The following is a 17,394-nucleotide window of genomic DNA, read 5'->3' as shown; positions in this document are numbered from 1 at the left end:
CGTAATATTCATATTATGAAATATAATGTCATACTGCTGTTTGTATGCCTGTGGGGCAGCATAAGCACAGCTCAGGAGTGCAAGTCTATCCTTTTAGGAGAAATCATAGATTTTCATAATAACACACCCCTAACAGGTGCAACAGTCATCATTACAGGAAAAAATAAGCAAACAGTATCAAACAACCAAGGTAAGTTTAGGTTTGAGAAACTGTGTGATGGTATTTTGGAACTGGAAGTTTCCCATCCGGAATGTACTTCAGAATTTATAACCCTAACGATAAACGGAGATACGTATAAAAAAATATTACTCGAACACCATTTAGAGGAACTTGATGAGGTCAAGGTTACCGGAGCAATTGCCAATAACACATCGTCTGCACAAGAAGGACGTTTGTCACTTAAGGAAGTAGAAAAGTATAGTGGTAATAGTCTAGGTGATGCGTTAAAGACTTTAACAGGGGTATCTTCCTTAAATACTGGTGCAAATATTGTGAAACCGGTAATCCAAGGACTTATGGGAAGTAGAGTTCTAATATTGAATAACAACGTTCGTATGCAGGATATGGAATGGGGTGAGGAGCATGCCCCAAATGTTGATATCAATGCTAATCAGGATATTAGTGTGGTAAAGGGAGCTGCTGCCTTGGAGTATGGCGGTGATGCTATTGGTGGAGTAATAATTATGAATCCACTACCCATTATACGGACAGATTCTCTCTTTGGAAAGACCCAAACCAATTTATTTTCTAATGGTCGTGGCGGGAACATAACTACATCTTTAACAAAATCCTATAATTCTGGATTTTATATCAAAGGACAGGGATCATTTAAACAATTGGGTGACCTAGAAACACCTAATTATTTACTTACAAATACAGGTATCCAAGAAAAAGGGGCATCCATTTCTATTGGTAAAAGAGACTTTCTTCAAGGCTATGAGGCCTATTACTCCTTTTTTGATTCGGATATTGGTATTTTAAGAGCCTCACATATTGGGAACGTAGACGATTTAATCCAATCTATAAACAGTCAGCAACCTAATAGTATAAACGATTTTAGCTACATAATAGAACAGCCAAATCAGGAAGTGACCCATCATCTTGGAAAACTGAATTATTACAGGAGATTTGAAGGCTTGGGTAAATTAAATGTACAGTACGACTTTCAAGAAAATCGCAGGTTGGAATATGATGTGCGAGTAGGCGCAGATGCCAATAAAGCCTCATTGGATCTAAGTCTTACAACGCACTCCATATCGACCGACTTTCGGTTTGATTCAAAAGACGGTTTAGAAGTAAAAACGGGTCTTCTTGGTAGATACCAAATTAATTTTGCAAATCCCGATACCGGTGTTAGAAGGTTAATTCCTGATTATAACAAATATGATTTTGGAGTGTTTGGGGTAGCTGAATACAAATTAAAAGATAATCTAATGCTAGATATGGGTATTAGATATGATTTTTCTCGGATCGATGCTAAAAAATTTTATCGAGTATCCCGTTGGGATGAGCGTGGATATGACGAAGATTTTAGCGCGATTATTTTAGAGGATTTAGGCACGCAACTACTTACCAATCCTATTTTTGACTTTCATAATATTTCTGCTACCGCAGGTTTTGAATATCAATTTGGAAAGGAAACAAAACTCCGCTTTAATTACGCTTTGGCACAACGGGCTCCAAATCCGTCTGAACTTTTTAGTGAAGGCCTACACCATTCTGCAGCAAGGATAGAGCTAGGCGATTTAAGATTAAAGAGCGAAACAGCCAATAAGGTGTCTCTATCATTGGAGAAAAATAGTTCCAAATGGGGCTATACTTTGGCTCCGTACTTAAATACCATAAACGATTTTATCGTATTGGAACCCACTGCCGTTGAATTTACTATAAGAGGTGCATTTCCTGTGTGGGCATACAGGCAAACTAATGCCCAGCTTATTGGTTTAGATGCATCGGTGTACAATAATTGGAGCTTAAAAATAAGAACGGACCATAACTTTTCTTGGGTAAGCGGCACTGATATAAGTGCCAATATTCCATTAATCAACATACCTCCTGCAAACTTCAACAACAGTATTTCTTACCGAAATCCGAATTGGAAAAATCTTATTCTAGGATTAGAAAGCAGGTATGTTTTTGAGCAAAAAAGGTTCCCACCCAACATTAACGTATTTTCTCCAGAACAACAACAAGAAGTAGAGCTGGTTATCAATACTCCTCCACCAGCCTATCATTTATTGGCACTGGATGCAGAAACATCCTATTCTATTCGTAATAAAAATGATTTGAATGTTGGTCTTCGTATAACCAACTTATTAGATACTTCCTATCGCGAGTACCTAAACCGGCTACGTTATTTCGTGGACGACCTTGGCAGGAATATAAGCTTACGTATTATCTATAATTATTAATTAAAACCCGAAACAAATGAAAACAATTAAACGAGTACAGAAACAAACAAAAATGAAAACAACATTAATACTGTTAAGCCTTGGACTGATGACACTTTCCTGTTCTAACGATGATGACAACCCTGTTGCGGTAGATGAGGAAGAGGTAATCACTACAATGAACATTTCGCTTACCGCTGCTGGAAACACAGTTACCTTAAGCTCTCAAGATTTGGATGGTGATGGCCCTAATGCACCAGAAATTAACGTGACTGGCACCTTATCAGCAAATACGGTTTATACCGGTAGTATTGAGTTATTGAACGAAACAGAATCCCCTGCGGAAGATATAACGCTTGAAGTAGCTGAAGAAGATGATGAGCACCAATTTTTCTATAATGTCAGTGGTGCCTTATCCGGCTTTGACTACGTAGATGTGGATGGAAACAACAATCCAGTTGGATTATCCTTTACAATAACTACCGGTGATGCTGGAACAGGAATCTTGCAAGTAACGTTACGTCACGAACCTAAGAAACCTAATGATGGTACATTAGCAGACGCGGGTGGCGAGACTGATATTGCACAGAGTTTTAGCATAGGAGTAGAATAGTATTTTTTGTAGTAACCAGTCATCACTTAACATAGTAAGCGCATTACTAGACATTGGTTCACTATACTTTTCAGATATCCTTCGGTTTGGATTTTCCTATACCGAAGGTTATTTGTTTCCAAAATCCACTTGGAATTTCTTCATCACCTTTAAAACCAAGGGTAACATTTCCACTTTCCTCAGGTATATAGTCTGTTTTAAAAATATAGTCCCAAAAACTTAGGCTAATTCCAAAATTCACTCCAAATTTTCCTTGTGGTAATTCATACGCATGGTGATAAAGGTGCATTACCGGATTGTTAAGCACATATTTCAAAGGACCCCATGAGATTTTTATATTAGAATGATTGATGTGCCCTATGGTAATAGCAATAAAATGAACAATATATGCCTGTTCTGGTTCAAAACCACCCAAAATCATAACTGCAAGCGTCTTTAATGGTTTATAAAAAATATTTTCCATCCAATGATAGCGAAGGTGCGCGGCGAAGCCCATTTCCTTTACACTATGGTGAATCTTATGAAACTGCCATAAAAATGGATATTTGTGTAATAATATATGCGTACACCATTGTACAAAATCCAATAGCACAAAGAATATCAATAACTGTGACCATTGAGGTAGTGTAGAAACGGGTAGCAGGGAAAACGAATCTATATGTATGCCCAAAGTATTAAATAGCGCTGCTACAATCCCGTAAACACCACTTATGACAATGCTAAATGCAAAAAAATTAAAAAACATATAAAACCCGTCTAGCCAAAAATCAGTTCTGAATACAGACTGATTCTTACGCCACGGAAATAAAATTTCCAATCCCCATATAAGTAATGAAATCAAAATTAAACCCCAAAAATAATTAGTATACCAAGGTACTTCGAACAATATAGACTTCCATGTCCACTGCAAGCTACCAACAATAGCGTTACTAAAAACATCCCAAAGAGTTTTCATAATTCAGATTTTTAATCTAAGAATAAACTTGATTCCTTACTCATTACAAGTAAAAGTATAACTTTTGATTTATGATATAGGTCCTATTTAATGAGCGTGATTGGTACAAAAAACCATAAATAACTTAGGATATAAATACTATAGCTCTTTCGCCTTTTCTCCTTTTTTCTTTTTAAAAATATACGTGTATAACCACATTATAGTAAAGGTTGGGATAATATCCAAGCCTGGAATAATCTCCTCTATAAAAGCAATCATACCAGCTGCCCGTCCAATTTTTCCTTTATACATCCTTGTCATAAGCCAACCAGCCAGCGGCGCCCATAATACATCAGAGAAGTCTCCTAAAAAGGGAACAACAAAGGAAAACATACCTATAGCATCGAACAATAATCCTAAAAATAGGTGCCTATATTTTTTATCCTTAGTTTCTAACATACTTCCAAATTAATAATCCGCAAAAAGGATTACAGCAAAGATGCCAAAAAATAGTGACTCCTGATTTTTAGTTTGTTGAAAATTGGAAATGGCAACTAAACACTTAAGATAGATTTGAGCTAATCAATTTTAAAAACTCATTTCTTGTTTCTTGCTTTTCAAACTGCCCTCTAAATCCAGAAGTGGTGGTTACAGAATTTTGTTTCTGTACGCCACGCATCATCATACACATGTGGGAGGCTTCTATAACAACAGCAACGCCTTTTGGCTGTAAGGTATCGTTTATACACTCTAAAATATCATGCGTTAAGCGCTCTTGGACTTGAAGTCTGCGCGCAAAAACATCCACTACACGTGGAATTTTGCTCAATCCAACGATATGACCATTAGGTATGTACGCGATGTGTGCCTTACCAAAAAAGGGCAACATGTGATGTTCACAAAGGGAGTACAACTCAATGTCTTTAATAATAACCATATCATCATAATCCTCTTTGAACATGGCTCCTTTTAAAATTTTAACAGCATCTTGTTTATACCCTTGTGTGAGGAACAACATTGCCTTTGCTGCTCTTTCCGGCGTTTTCACTAAACCTTCACGAGAAACATCCTCTCCGATTTCACTTATAATAGAAGAATATCTGCTTTTAACTTCCTCAGTAATCTCTAAATTATACTCTTCTAAATTTGTATATGGGGACATATTATTTTGTTCAGGATATTGAATTAAACTTTAAACAAATTTAGAGATTAATTCAATACAATCAACTAGTAAAAGTTTAAAATAGCTCTATTAAACGTATCCAAAGGTTTCCCCTTACGAGTTGTTTACCTTGGTCACTATTATGTGCCAATTAAATACCTTGTATACTGGCTTTATTTTGTCATGTCCTACCCATTGTTTAGTTTTACTAGCTAGAAAATAAATGATGATAAAGGCTTCCAACATTCATAAATACTACGGAGAACTAGAGGTGCTAAAGGGCGTGGACCTTCACATTAAAAAAGGGGAAATTGTATCTATCGTAGGTGCATCTGGTGCCGGAAAAACGACCCTACTTCAAATTTTAGGCACTCTAGATGAGCTTTCAAATAAAGAAGAAGGAACGCTTCTGGTAAATGGAACGGAAACCACAACCTTAAATGACAAGAACCTTGCTAAGTTTAGAAACGAACATATCGGGTTTATTTTTCAATTTCATCAGTTATTACCAGAGTTTACGGCCATTGAAAATGTTTGCTTACCTGCATTTATAAAAAAAATAAGCAAATCTGATGCTGAGAAACGAGCAAAGGAGCTTTTAGATTTCTTAGGACTTTCTCACAGGCACCATCATAAACCCTCCGAACTCTCTGGTGGGGAACAACAACGCGTTGCAGTTGCTCGTGCACTTATAAATAATCCGGCTATTATATTTGCAGATGAACCTAGTGGTAATCTGGATTCCGAAAGTGCCGATAATCTTCACAAGCTTTTTTTTGAGCTAAGGGAGAACTTTGGACAGACTTTCGTGATTGTTACCCATAATAAGGAACTTGCCGAAATGGCAGACAGAAAACTCACCATGGTAGATGGGAAAATAGTGGATAAGGCTACGGTATCTGCATAAACGCTTCTAAAGATATGCTAAACCAGGTTTGGGAATTTTTGCAGTATCCTGTTAACCAGAAACTTGAAATAAACAAGCAAGTGCGTACTACTCTTTTTTTTAAGCTACTTGCCCTTACGGTCTTTTTTAGTATCATACTAGGTTTGCTAATAAACAGTATTTCTATCGTTTTTAATATTGATTTTGGTACTCATGCCGTTGGCGAACTTTTTAAAACATATTCGCCGGCAATGCTGTTTTTTTTAGCTGTAATTGTGGCTCCAGTCATAGAGGAACTACTTTTTAGGGCACCATTAACGGTCTTTAAAAACCCTACCTATTTTAAATACGCGTATTATATCTCAATTATCCTATTTGGCACCTTACATATCTTTAATTTTGATACGCTAAACGAACAATACTGGGCTGTACCCCTATTAGTATCCCCACAGCTTTCGGCTGGTGTTTTTTTAGGTTACACCAGAACAAGCCTAGGGCTTTTATGGAGTATTTTATTGCATGCAGCTCATAATTTAGTACTAGTAGGACCTGTATTTATTTATTTATTACTAGACATACCTTTGGAATGAAAAAAAGTGAACTAAAAGAATTTTTAGATGCCAAAGTGCTACAATACAACCATCCCAGTTTTCTGGAAAGCGACCCTATAAAAATACCCCATCAATTCAATAAAAAGGAAGACATTGAAATTAGCGCCTTTTTAACGGCTACTATTGCTTGGGGAAATCGCAAAAGTATTATTAATAATGCCCAACGTTTAATGGAGGCAATGGATCATGCACCCTATGACTTTGTGCTAAATCACTCAGAGACAGATTTGGAAAAACTAACTGGTTTCGTGCACCGGACATTCAATGAAACAGATGTACAGTATTTCATGAAAAGCCTACATAATCTATATGTCAAACACCAAGGTTTAGAGGCCGTTTTTACCCAGCACCAAGCCCAGCAAACCTTACAACCAACTATTTCTAAATTTAAAGAAGTATTCTTTGAACTTCCACACGAACAAAGGACTACAAAACATGTTTCAGACCCGTTAAAAGGTTCTGCAGCAAAGCGCATTAATATGTTTTTACGCTGGATGGTTAGGGATGCTAGTACCCATGTCGATTTTGGACTATGGAAAGGTATTCCTGCAGCTAAACTATCCTGCCCACTAGATGTGCATTCCGGTAATGTTGCGCGTAAATTAAAACTCCTAAATCGTAAACAAAATGACGGAAAGGCACTAGCGGAGTTGGATAATTCACTCAGAAAACTTGATGCTATAGACCCCGTAAAATACGATTTTGCACTATTTGGGTTGGGCGTTTTTGAAAAATTCTAGCAGTTATATGATTCCAATACCAAAAATATACAACAACTTTCAGGACACAATACCTAAAGTTCCCAAATCTAATTGTTGCTTTTTACCATTTTGGGCAATCGATTGGTAGATAGCTTCTACAATAATCATATCCCTTTTACCCATTTCGCCAGGCGCGACATTTTTAGTTCCGAGTAAAATATGTTTGGCAAAATCATCCATTTGCAAAGCTTGTTGGCGTTTATGAGGGAATTTAATTTCAGCACCTTTAGATGTTCGACCACTAATAGGCCCATAACTATGGGCAGGATCTAACTCAAACCACCCTTTGTTACAATGCACTTTTAATCGATTACCATTTGCATTATGGGAAGTCATCATTTGACCAATTTCGCCTGATGGAAATTCGAATTGAGCGGTAATAGTCTCATCCGTATCCTTGAAATACTCAGGTCGTGTACTAAACTCTTGAGCACTTACGGATGTGGGATTTTGTCCTACGCCATAAATCGATGTCTGTATGGAGTAGACCCCCATATTCATCAAGGCACCACCTCCGGAAAGTGCTTTATTCAAACGCCATTGGTTGGGATTACCACCTGATATGTAGGCAGCATCCGATGCTACGAAATTGACTTCTCCAAAAGTCTTTTCACGAACGTACTTTTTAACCTCATGGGTATAAGGGTCCGATTGCATCCTGTATCCTACACTAAGTTTTACCTTATTATCCTTGCAGGCCTTAATGATTGTATCACACTCCACAACACTCATGGCCATGGGTTTTTCACAAATGACGTGTTTTCCTGCTCTGGCAGCCCTAATACAAAAATCTGCATGCATGCTATTAGGTAACACAACATACACCACATCTATCTTGGGATTATTGATAATAGAATCAAAATTCTCATAGTTGTACATACAATCTCTAGACAAACCGTATTTCTCTTTCCAAATTTGCTCCTTTTCCTTGGTCCCAGTAACAATGGCAGAAAGATAACAGTGCTTAGTTTCTAACAAGGAAGGTGCAAGCTGATAAGTGCTATAGCTCCCAAGTCCCACGAGAGCTACCCCCAACTTATCAGCACTTGGTTTGTTAGAACTAAACGAGGAAAAGGTAGGAATTAACAATGAACTTGCTACCAGGCCTTTGCCTAGGCTAGTTGTAAAGGTTCTTCTTGTAATTTTTTTCATGTAAGAAAAGGTTTGTAGCAAAGTATTAAAGATAAGAATTATTAGGTCCGAAATAAGCACTGCTTTAGTGGAGAATATGTTGATATTTCAGTATTTTTAAAGCTGACTAATTTAAAATACAACATGAGAACACCTTACATCTTACTTCTTGCCTTTTTGGCAACGGTTAGCGGTATTTCACAGAGTAGGAAATTACCCATAGATACCGTTATTACTACACAACACAGTGTCACCATAAACGGCGCCGCTATTAATTACACAGCACAAACAGGAACCCAACCTGTCTGGGACGAAAAGGGTGAGCCAACAGCTGCCCTTCACTACACCTATTACACTCGAAACAATATTAAGGACCGTGCGTCTAGACCATTATTGATTTCATTTAATGGAGGTCCAGGTTCTGCTTCTGTTTGGATGCATTTGGCTTATACCGGACCAAGAGTGCTCAAAATTGATGACGAAGGCTACCCGGTGCAACCTTATGGAATTAAGGATAATCCATTTTCAGTATTGGATGTTACTGACATCGTTTATGTAAATCCAGCCAATACGGGGTATTCACGTACCATTCCTGAAACAGGAAAAGAAGTAGATCGCTCTAAGTTTTTTGGTATCAATGCAGATATTAAATATTTAGCCGAGTGGCTAAACACGTTTGTAACTCGTAACAACCGCTGGCGTTCGCCCAAATACATTATAGGCGAAAGTTATGGTGGCACTAGGGTTATGGGACTTTCATTAGCCTTGCAAAACCAACAGTGGATGTATTTAAACGGGGTAATTATGGTATCTCCTGCCGATTATAAAGTGATACGGGAAGACGGTCCTGTTTCACAGGCAATTAACCTCCCATACTATACGGCTGCTGCCTGGCACCATAAAGCACTGCCTGCAGAATTACAACAAAAAGATTTATTGGAGGTACTTCCAGAATCCGAAGAATACACGATCAATACCTTAATTCCTGCAATAGCAAAAGGTGGTTTTATATCTGAAGAAGAAAAAAATAATGTTGCTAAGAAAGTAGCCTACTACTCTGGAATTTCGAAAGAAGAGATACTAAATCAAAACTTGGTGATGCCTACCTCCTACTTTTGGAAAAACCTACTGAAAGATAAAGGGGCTTATACTGTTGGACGTTTAGACTCTAGATACTTAGGAATAGATCGCCAAAAGGCTGGTACACGACCAGATTACAATGCGGAAATAACTTCTTGGTTACACAGTTTTACACCTGCCATTAATTATTACTTACAGGAAGAATTAAATTTCAAAACCGATATTAAGTATAACATGTTCGGCTCTGTAAGGCCTTGGAATAATGAAAATGATACCACAAGAGAAGACTTAAGACAGGCTATGGCACAAAATCCATATTTAAACGTAATGGTGCAGTCTGGCTACTATGATGGTGCCACCACTTATTTTAACGCTAAATATACCATGTGGCAGGTAGATCCAAGCGGAAGAATGAAAGATCGTTTTAGCTTTAAGGGATACCGCTCTGGCCATATGATGTACTTGCGAAGAGAAGATCTTAAGAATGCAAATGATGATATTCGAGATTTTATTTCTAAAAGCTTAAGTAACGGAAAAAGTGCTAAATATTAGGGAATAGTCGAACGTACTCGAGTTGACATACCCAAAACCGTCAAGGGTACCTTGTTTTCCAAAACTGATAAATCAAAAGGTGGGATGTTGTTTTCAAGGCCAATGGCATTTCTGAAAATTTCATCTCGCTTTCTTTTTTTTCTTTTTTTAAAAACATCTATAGTAACCCCAACACTGGCTCCACCCAAAACAGTAGCTAGTAAATCTGCATTGTCCCAGCCGTTATACTGATTTTCATCTATAGCCTCCTTGGCCAAACCAATAAGAAAGCTTCCTCCAACAGAACCTACAAAAGTCCATGCTCTATTACCCTTAGAAATTTGAGATGCCAAACCTGCACCCACCAGCCCATATAAATTACCCCCTAAAAAGTGAAGTGCCTTATCCTTTTCTATCTGGGCGTAAGATTTGGTGATTAATAAAACTAGGATTAAAAATAATAGTGTGATTCTTCTCATAGCAAGTGTAAATGTATTAAATATTGGATTAATGCCTTAGGTATTTAAAATGAAAAGGATTACAAATGAAAAAAATAGCAAAAAATAGTATCTTAGGAAGCTAAAGAAAATTATGGATATAAAATCTTATTTTAAGACGCTGAAACTTCTTCACTTGTCTCTAGTTGCTGGGCTTTTCATTTTTTTAGTTATTACGATTGCACAGGGTACCGGTTTTAATACCGATTTAAAAACAAATGCGACATTTCTATACATCGTGCCGGTGGTTGCGTTACTTGGTTATTTTGGAAGTCAGTTTTTATTTAAAAAAATGGTAGCAAGCATACCCCAGTCAAATTCGTTTAATCAAAAATTACAACGATTTCAGTCCGCATTATTTGTTAAATATGCGCTTATAGAAGTACCTGCGTTCGTTGCTCTTTTTGCCTATTACGCTACTGGAAATGCGCTACCACTAGTCATTGCTGGCTGCCTTTTGGCATACCTTGCGGTTCAGGGACCCACAAAAGAAAAATTAAAAAGCAGTTTACCCTTAAGCACCGAGGAAAAAAGAAATTTGGATTTTAAATAAAAACGAAACACATGATACAAAAAACACTTTTACTCATGGGACTTATAACTACTCTTTTTGGTATACAAAACACGAAAGCGCAAGTGGTTTCCCAAGACTGGGCAAATTTGAAGCAATTTCAAGAAGCGAATACTCGAGTAAATATAGCTGTGCCAGATGAAAATAGGGTGGTATTTATGGGGAACTCCATAACCATAGGTTGGAGTAACGCCAGGCCGGAATTTTTTAAAGAAAAACCATACATTAATAGAGGAATTGGTGGCCAGACTACGCCCCAAATGCTAATTCGCTTTCGCCAAGATGTTATTAACTTAAATCCAAAAGTAGTAGTGATTTTGGCTGGCACTAATGATCTCGCAGGAAACACAGGCCCCTCAACCATAGAAATGATTATTGGTAATATTAAAAACATGGCAGAGTTAGCTCATGCCAATGGTATCAACGTAATACTGTCCTCTATCCTGCCCGTGTATGATTACCCTTGGAAACCAGGCCTGGAGCCAGCTCAGAAAATTATTACCCTCAATAAGCTCATAAAGTCATATACTAAGGAAAAGGGTCATGTTTACTTAGATTATTTTACTCCAATGGCAGATGCGCGTAACGGTCTTCCTAAAAAATATGCGGAGGACGAAGTGCACCCAACCATAGCAGGCTATAAAGTAATGGAACCTTTGGTAGAAGCTGCAATTGCTAAAGCTTTGGAATGATTTTTAACCTAGGGCATCTTGGATAGATAGAAATTGAGATAATAGACCTAATAAAATAGCTCTAAAACCCATTATTTATTTCCTTTAAGGTTAAGTACAAAAGTCTAGAAGCAATCTAGTCCAAAGAATAGATGCTCTTTACCATTTCCCAAATTAAACTTTGGTGTAATTCTCACCCTTGGGAATAAAGCAAAGGAAAGAATTTACCCTGCATTTTTTCGCCCTTCTTTACAGGAGGTACCCCTTTCAACAGTTCCTCATTGGTATTGCTTACGGTACCATCCGCAAAGGCATTAAGTACAAATGCCCTGCGCGGTCTATTAGATTTATTTTCATAGGAGCCATGAACCAATAAAGGATGATGAAAAGATGCATACCCCTTTTTTAATTCAATAGGAACCGGATTAAATTCCTTTTTCTGTTCATCGGTAAGATAGTTTAAAAGTCCCTCCATGTCACCAGTAAGTTCAGGAGCTTTCAATAAACCCCACTTGTGACTTTTAGGAATGTATTGTAGGCATCCGTTTTCAACAGTAGCATCATCCAGGCCTGTCCAGCATGTTAAATGTTGCATGGCTATGGTGCGCGTCCAATAGGAATAGTCTTGATGCCATGCCACTACCCCACCATGCTCAGCCGGCTTATAAAATAGTTGGTCGTGCCAAAAACGCACCGGTTTCTTTTCCAATAGCTGGTGCGCAGCCATTACAAAAGCAGGGTTCCACAATACATCATGAAAACCCTCCGTAATTCTCCAGTGCCCTAAAGAGTGAAATAAAATATTATCAGAGTTTCCAGATTCGTTACTATGAAATTCGTAAAATAACGAATTACCGGGATGTTTGGGATTTACGAGTTGGTCAAGTTCCTTTTTTAATTGATCTATCACGTCACTATCCAAAAGTTTGATTCCGGACACATAACCAAATTCATGAAAGTGTTGCACTTGCTCCTTAGACAAGCGATAGAGTTCCCACTCCTCTTCCGTTGTTGGCCATTTGAATAACTCAGAAACCAAGCCGTGTACGTCCGCTAAATCCTTTATCATAATTTCTAGATACTTTGTTAACGTGCTAAAAATAATGAAATTTTATAATACGGATATTATTCGCGTTTCCTGAACAACATAATAAAGTAAAATAAAACCAGGAGACACAAGTTCTCTACGAGACTATTAAAAGAGTAGTTGGTACACCTGATATACTAGACCAGATTAGCCTAACGCAATGGTAATTACATTATTATTTTTCAAAAAAATATATGGTTATGGCAAAATAAATAGGTAATCTTCAAATGAACTGTATTCCCTTTATATCTTTTGTTTATTTTTGAGAAATTTTTATGATTACTGAAATGAATAAAACACTGTCCCTTTCCCTCGTAGGCCTTTTACTGGCCTGTAATTCTTCGAAAAAAACCGTTATTCCCGAAGTTAAACAAGTAACAAGCCCAGAGGTTTATGCAGAATCTATTACTGAGGCCGAGCTAAAAGAACATCTTTACATATACGCCTCGGATGAGTTCGAGGGCAGGGAAACCGGAGAACCAGGCCAGAAAAAAGCAATTGCCTATTTGAAAGCGGAATATGAAAACTTGAATATTCGAGCAGCAAAACAAAATGGAGATTATTTTCAAAAAGTACCTTTGGAAGTAACACAAATGCCAACAGGTTCCCTAATGATTAATGGAACAACGTTTACCTTAGGGGAAGATTTTATAAGTTTTAATGATGCTGGGGCTAATTTTAATGAGATTGTATATGCTGCTTATGGCATAGAAGAAGGAGCGTATTCTGACTTTAAAAATATAGATATTAATAACAAACTGGTTTTAATTAAAGATGGTGAACCTACAAATAGCGACGGCACCTACCTTTTAACAGGTACTGAAAAACCTTCTAAATGGGGTAACAATCCCATGAAGAGAATTCAATTTGCTATGGATAAGGGAGCGAAGGGAGTTTTATTATATTCACCTAATTTGTTCCCCAGAGTTTTGGCTTATTATAACAGGTCTAAAACTAGTTCTTCGGGTAGTATGAGTGTGAAAGGTCTGCAGAAAACAGGATTTAGCGCTACTATAAGCGATGCTATGGTAGCTGCTATTCTACCTAATATAGTAAAGGATAATACGCCAAAAACACTAAGTAAAACTGTATCCTCAGCTATTACGGGCAATGCAGATGAAATAGATTCCGAAAATGTAATTGCTTTCATTAAAGGAACCGAAAAGCCAGATGAATACGTGGTCATATCTTCGCATTTAGATCATATTGGCGTAGACGACGATGGTCAAATAAATAACGGTGCTGATGATGACGGCTCTGGCACTGTAGCGCTTTTGGAAATTGCCGAGGCTTTTAAAAATGCGTCAGAAGCTGGCGACGGCCCCAAACGTTCGGTTGTCTTTCTGCACGTTACAGGAGAAGAAAAAGGCTTATTAGGTTCCTTGTATTATACCGATGTGGAACCTATTTTTCCATTATCAAAAACAGTTGCCAATTTAAATATCGACATGATAGGTAGAATTGACCCGAAAAGGGAAGGCGAAAGAAACTACATTTATTTGATTGGTTCGGACAAGTTAAGCACAGAGCTACATGAACTATCGGAAGCTGTAAATTCAAAATACACTAATATAGAATTGGATTACGCGTACAACGATGAAAGCGATCCTAACCGTTTTTATTACCGAAGTGATCACTACAATTTTGCAAAAAATAACATTCCAATAATCTTCTATTTTAATGGTACGCATGACGATTATCATAAGCCCGGAGATACTCCGGATAAAATAAACTACGACTTGTTGGAGAATAGAACTAGACTTGTTTTCCATACTGCATGGGAAATAGCAAACAGAGAAAAGCCAGTTGCCGTAGATATATTGGTGGAATAAAAGGCAAAAGAAATGAACTAAAAATGCCCCTCTCAAATTAAGAGTGGGCATTTTTTATACTATATTTTATAAAGTAGTAGAACCAAAAAATCCTAAGTAAAACTTAGGATTCTTGAGCTTGTTTAGGGTGGAAGACCGGGTTCGAACCGGCGACCCTCGGTACCACAAACCGATGCTCTAACCAGCTGAGCTACAACCACCATTTGTAAGCGTGCGCAAAGATAATTTTTTTAAAATACTTATCAAAATAAAAAACCGAATTACACTGTAATTTAATATGTGTACAAAATTTTATTCAAAAAGGCTACATACAGTTTACAGTATAAATCTGAATGACAACAGATTAGTTCACCAAAATAACTAGTCCATAAAATAAAATGTGAAGCATATGTTGTCGTCTATTAGTACTATTTCTATAAGCCATTAAAAAAACATCCATTTCATTATAATAATATAGAAATCTTAACTTTGATAATCACTTTTTTACTATTTTAGGAGTCCTAGAAAATTTCTTTACTCTTTTCTTTTGGAGTACACCATCCTATGAAAACCTTGATTAAAAAAATCCTATTTATTTTTTTCATCTTTTCTATAAGCGTTACAAATCTTTACTCCCAAGTTGATAGTGTTGATTTTTATAAGAAAGAGCTTTCCAATATGAAAGCCTGGACTAGCTTTACGCCTAGGGACACATCCTATATTAAATTATTAAATACACTAAGCAATAATTACAAATACAGTAATACAGATAGCATAGCCCTCTTTGCTACAGAAGCGTTACAATTAAGTACAGTTATTAAGTATGAAATGGGTAAGTTTAAAGCACTTTCCAATCTAGCAATATACGAACTCATCAACGGAAATATTCAGCAATCAATTGATTATAATCAACAAGTTCTCAAAACGCTAGATCTAAAAACATCCTCAGAACTAGGATCAAATATTTACAATGTATTGGGCAGAGCCTACTTCACATTGGGCAATATCCCAGAGTCCTATAAACATAACCGAAAATCTTTATTATTAGCAGAAATGACAGGTAACAAAGATTTAATTAGAAAACTAAATTCAAATCTTGGTGCTTTTTTTACATACCTAGAGGATTACGATGAAGCTTTAAAATATTATGAACTTGCTTTGAGTGGTTTTAGTGATGCAGAACCTAGTATTTCCAAAGCAAGAATACTTGCCAACCTCGGGTATTTGCATATGGAAAATAAAGATTATGATAAAGCATTAGAACTTTTGGATGAAAGCTTACCTATACTTGAGAAAGCTAAAATGACAGAGTTATTAAGCGAAATATACTTGACTTACGGAGCTGTATATTTTCATAACAAAAGCCTTGACAAAGCCTTTTATTATTTTGAAAAGGCAAATAGTTATTATTCATCTTCCAATAATAGTATGAACAAGGCATTATCCTTTTATAGCTTGGGTATCTCTCATTTAGCCGTTAATAATTTTAAAACATCTGGTGAATTTCTTTTCTTAAGTTTGGACCTCTACAAATCGATTAATTTTAAAATTGGAATAGAAGAGACATCCAGGGCTTTATATGAATTATTCAAGAAAAAAAAAATTACTAAAAAGGCTCTTCACTATTTAGAATTATCAGAAAGTTATTCGGATTCTATTTATAAGGAAAAAAGCGCTCGTGACATTTCTGTATTGAAAGTAAAAATAGAATTTGAAGAAGATAAAGTTAATTTAAAACTCAAAAATGATGGTGAAGTTGCTAAACAAACGAAATATATACAATGGACTAGTTTGGGACTAGCTTGTATGATTATTATCTCTCTAGTGTTTTTTCAGGCAAATAAGTCGGAGAAAAGACTAAATCAAGAATTGGCACTTCAAACCACAGAGCTATCGAAAAAACAGCAAGAGCTTAATACTATAAATAAAAATCAAGATAAGCTCTTTTCAATTGTAGGACACGATTTAAGAGGACCTATTGTTTCCTTAAAGCAATTACTAGGCCTAGCGTTAGAAAATGAAGAGGGTGTTCTACACTTTTATAGATTTGGCCCAAAACTTAAAAAAGATGTTGATCATATCCATTTTACCCTAGAAAATTTATTGAATTGGGGGGTTACCCAAATGAAAGGAGAACCCGTTAAACACGTTAAAATTGAGATAAAGCAGAATATACTGAGAATAGAAGAACTATTTAGAGAGGTGTTAGATAAGAAGGCTATCACCGTACATAAATCTTTCGTCGATAATCTAGTTATGGTTGTGGATGCTAACCACTTTAATATCATTTTTAGAAACCTTATTAGCAATGCTATAAAATTCACTCCGCAAAACGGACAGATATGGTTAAATACCTATAAAGAAAATAATACTACTTTTATAAGCGTAAAGGATAACGGCATAGGCATGTCTAAAGAAGTGTTAAGTCGTGTTTTCGATAGTTCCCAACACTATAGCACCTTTGGTACCGATAATGAGCGGGGTACTGGATTGGGTCTTGTTTTATGTAAGGAAATGATAACAAAAAACAAGGGTACGTTAACTGTTGAGAGCGAGCTTGAAAAAGGAAGTGTTTTTGTTGTAAGATTCCCAAATATTATAGTAGGTTGATTAATATTTATACAATCCCATTTTTATGAGCATAACGTTAAACTAAA

At 36.5% G+C, this 17,394-nt stretch carries 16 protein-coding genes and 1 tRNA gene; 10 read left to right on the top strand and 7 right to left on the bottom strand.

Annotated elements, in window-relative coordinates; genetic code table 11:
• The first annotated feature begins 15 nt into the window (after positions 1–15).
• The gene (locus Q360_RS0103720; protein WP_027075892.1) at positions 16–2,412 is read left to right on the top strand and encodes a TonB-dependent receptor; all 2,397 of its coding nucleotides are present in this window, start codon (positions 16–18) and stop codon (positions 2,410–2,412) included.
• A gap of 16 nt (positions 2,413–2,428) precedes the next feature.
• Positions 2,429–3,004: a hypothetical protein gene (locus tag Q360_RS0103715; RefSeq protein WP_027075891.1), complete on the top strand. Its 576-nt coding sequence runs from the start codon at positions 2,429–2,431 to the stop codon at positions 3,002–3,004.
• 70 nt (positions 3,005–3,074) lie between these two features.
• Here the strand turns inward: Q360_RS0103715 and Q360_RS0103710 are convergent, their stop codons facing one another.
• The 3 genes from Q360_RS0103710 to folE all read right to left on the bottom strand — a co-directional run bounded on the left by Q360_RS0103710 (position 3,075) and on the right by folE (position 5,100).
• Positions 3,075–3,959, bottom strand: coding sequence for a sterol desaturase family protein (locus Q360_RS0103710; RefSeq protein WP_027075890.1), 885 nt, complete (start codon positions 3,957–3,959; stop codon positions 3,075–3,077).
• A gap of 138 nt (positions 3,960–4,097) precedes the next feature.
• Complete coding sequence (locus Q360_RS0103705; RefSeq protein ID WP_027075889.1) at positions 4,098–4,397, bottom strand: hypothetical protein; 300 nt, start codon at positions 4,395–4,397, stop codon at positions 4,098–4,100.
• 103 nt (positions 4,398–4,500) lie between these two features.
• Positions 4,501–5,100, bottom strand: a complete 600-nt coding sequence (gene folE / locus Q360_RS0103700) for a GTP cyclohydrolase I FolE (RefSeq protein WP_027075888.1) — start codon at positions 5,098–5,100, stop codon at positions 4,501–4,503.
• Positions 5,101–5,326: 226 nt separating this feature from the next.
• On the opposite strand from folE, the gene Q360_RS0103695 reads away from it, so the two are divergent.
• Genes Q360_RS0103695 through Q360_RS0103685 form a run of 3 tightly spaced genes read left to right on the top strand, consistent with a single transcriptional unit; the run spans position 5,327 to position 7,337 of the window.
• Entirely contained in the window at positions 5,327–6,007 is a 681-nt protein-coding gene (locus Q360_RS0103695; protein WP_027075887.1) for an ABC transporter ATP-binding protein, read from the top strand.
• Positions 6,008–6,021: 14 nt separating this feature from the next.
• Entirely contained in the window at positions 6,022–6,576 is a 555-nt protein-coding gene (locus Q360_RS0103690) for a CPBP family intramembrane glutamic endopeptidase (RefSeq protein WP_027075886.1), read from the top strand.
• Positions 6,573–7,337: a TIGR02757 family protein gene (locus Q360_RS0103685; RefSeq protein WP_027075885.1), complete on the top strand. Its 765-nt coding sequence runs from the start codon at positions 6,573–6,575 to the stop codon at positions 7,335–7,337. Before Q360_RS0103690 ends, Q360_RS0103685 begins: the two co-directional genes overlap by 4 nt.
• A 39-nt stretch (positions 7,338–7,376) precedes the next feature.
• Here the strand turns inward: Q360_RS0103685 and Q360_RS0103680 are convergent, their stop codons facing one another.
• On the bottom strand, positions 7,377–8,510 hold the full coding sequence (locus tag Q360_RS0103680) for a Gfo/Idh/MocA family protein (protein WP_027075884.1): 1,134 nt from the start codon (positions 8,508–8,510) through the stop codon (positions 7,377–7,379).
• A 123-nt stretch (positions 8,511–8,633) separates the two neighbouring features.
• Between Q360_RS0103680 and Q360_RS0103675 the strand changes: the two genes are divergently transcribed.
• A complete protein-coding gene (locus Q360_RS0103675) occupies positions 8,634–10,121 on the top strand; it encodes a S10 family peptidase (RefSeq protein WP_027075883.1) in 1,488 nt (495 codons plus the stop codon).
• Here the strand turns inward: Q360_RS0103675 and Q360_RS22205 are convergent.
• Entirely contained in the window at positions 10,118–10,579 is a 462-nt protein-coding gene (locus Q360_RS22205) for a hypothetical protein (protein WP_211251565.1), read from the bottom strand. The two genes, Q360_RS0103675 and Q360_RS22205, sit on opposite strands and share 4 nt — an antisense overlap.
• A gap of 112 nt (positions 10,580–10,691) precedes the next feature.
• Here Q360_RS22205 and Q360_RS0103665 point away from each other — a divergent pair, with 112 nt between their 5' ends.
• Both Q360_RS0103665 and Q360_RS0103660 read left to right on the top strand, forming a co-directional pair.
• A complete protein-coding gene (locus Q360_RS0103665; RefSeq protein ID WP_027075882.1) occupies positions 10,692–11,150 on the top strand; it encodes a hypothetical protein in 459 nt (152 codons plus the stop codon).
• 11 nt (positions 11,151–11,161) lie between these two features.
• Positions 11,162–11,860 (top strand): SGNH/GDSL hydrolase family protein, encoded by a 699-nt coding sequence (locus Q360_RS0103660; RefSeq protein WP_027075881.1) that lies wholly within the window; start codon positions 11,162–11,164, stop codon positions 11,858–11,860.
• Between the two features lie 172 nt (positions 11,861–12,032).
• On the opposite strand, the gene Q360_RS0103655 is transcribed toward Q360_RS0103660, so the two are convergent.
• The gene (locus tag Q360_RS0103655) at positions 12,033–12,908 is read right to left on the bottom strand and encodes a phytanoyl-CoA dioxygenase family protein (RefSeq protein WP_036195002.1); all 876 of its coding nucleotides are present in this window, start codon (positions 12,906–12,908) and stop codon (positions 12,033–12,035) included.
• Between the two features lie 305 nt (positions 12,909–13,213).
• Between Q360_RS0103655 and Q360_RS0103650 the strand changes: the two genes are divergently transcribed.
• Positions 13,214–14,758 carry a M28 family peptidase gene (locus Q360_RS0103650; protein ID WP_027075879.1) on the top strand — a complete coding sequence of 515 codons (1,545 nt, stop codon included), beginning with the start codon at positions 13,214–13,216 and terminating at the stop codon, positions 14,756–14,758.
• A 125-nt stretch (positions 14,759–14,883) separates the two neighbouring features.
• On the opposite strand, the gene Q360_RS0103645 is transcribed toward Q360_RS0103650, so the two are convergent.
• Positions 14,884–14,959, bottom strand: a tRNA-His gene (locus Q360_RS0103645).
• Between the two features lie 456 nt (positions 14,960–15,415).
• Here Q360_RS0103645 and Q360_RS0103640 point away from each other — a divergent pair.
• Positions 15,416–17,347: a tetratricopeptide repeat-containing sensor histidine kinase gene (locus Q360_RS0103640; RefSeq protein ID WP_169734623.1), complete on the top strand. Its 1,932-nt coding sequence runs from the start codon at positions 15,416–15,418 to the stop codon at positions 17,345–17,347.
• Positions 17,348–17,394: the final 47 nt, after the last annotated feature.

Origin of the sequence: Maribacter antarcticus DSM 21422 (assembly GCF_000621125.1) — a bacterium.
GTDB lineage: Bacteria > Bacteroidota > Bacteroidia > Flavobacteriales > Flavobacteriaceae > Maribacter > Maribacter antarcticus.
Note: the sequence above shows the minus strand (reverse complement) of the source record. Positions and strands in the feature narration are given on the sequence as shown.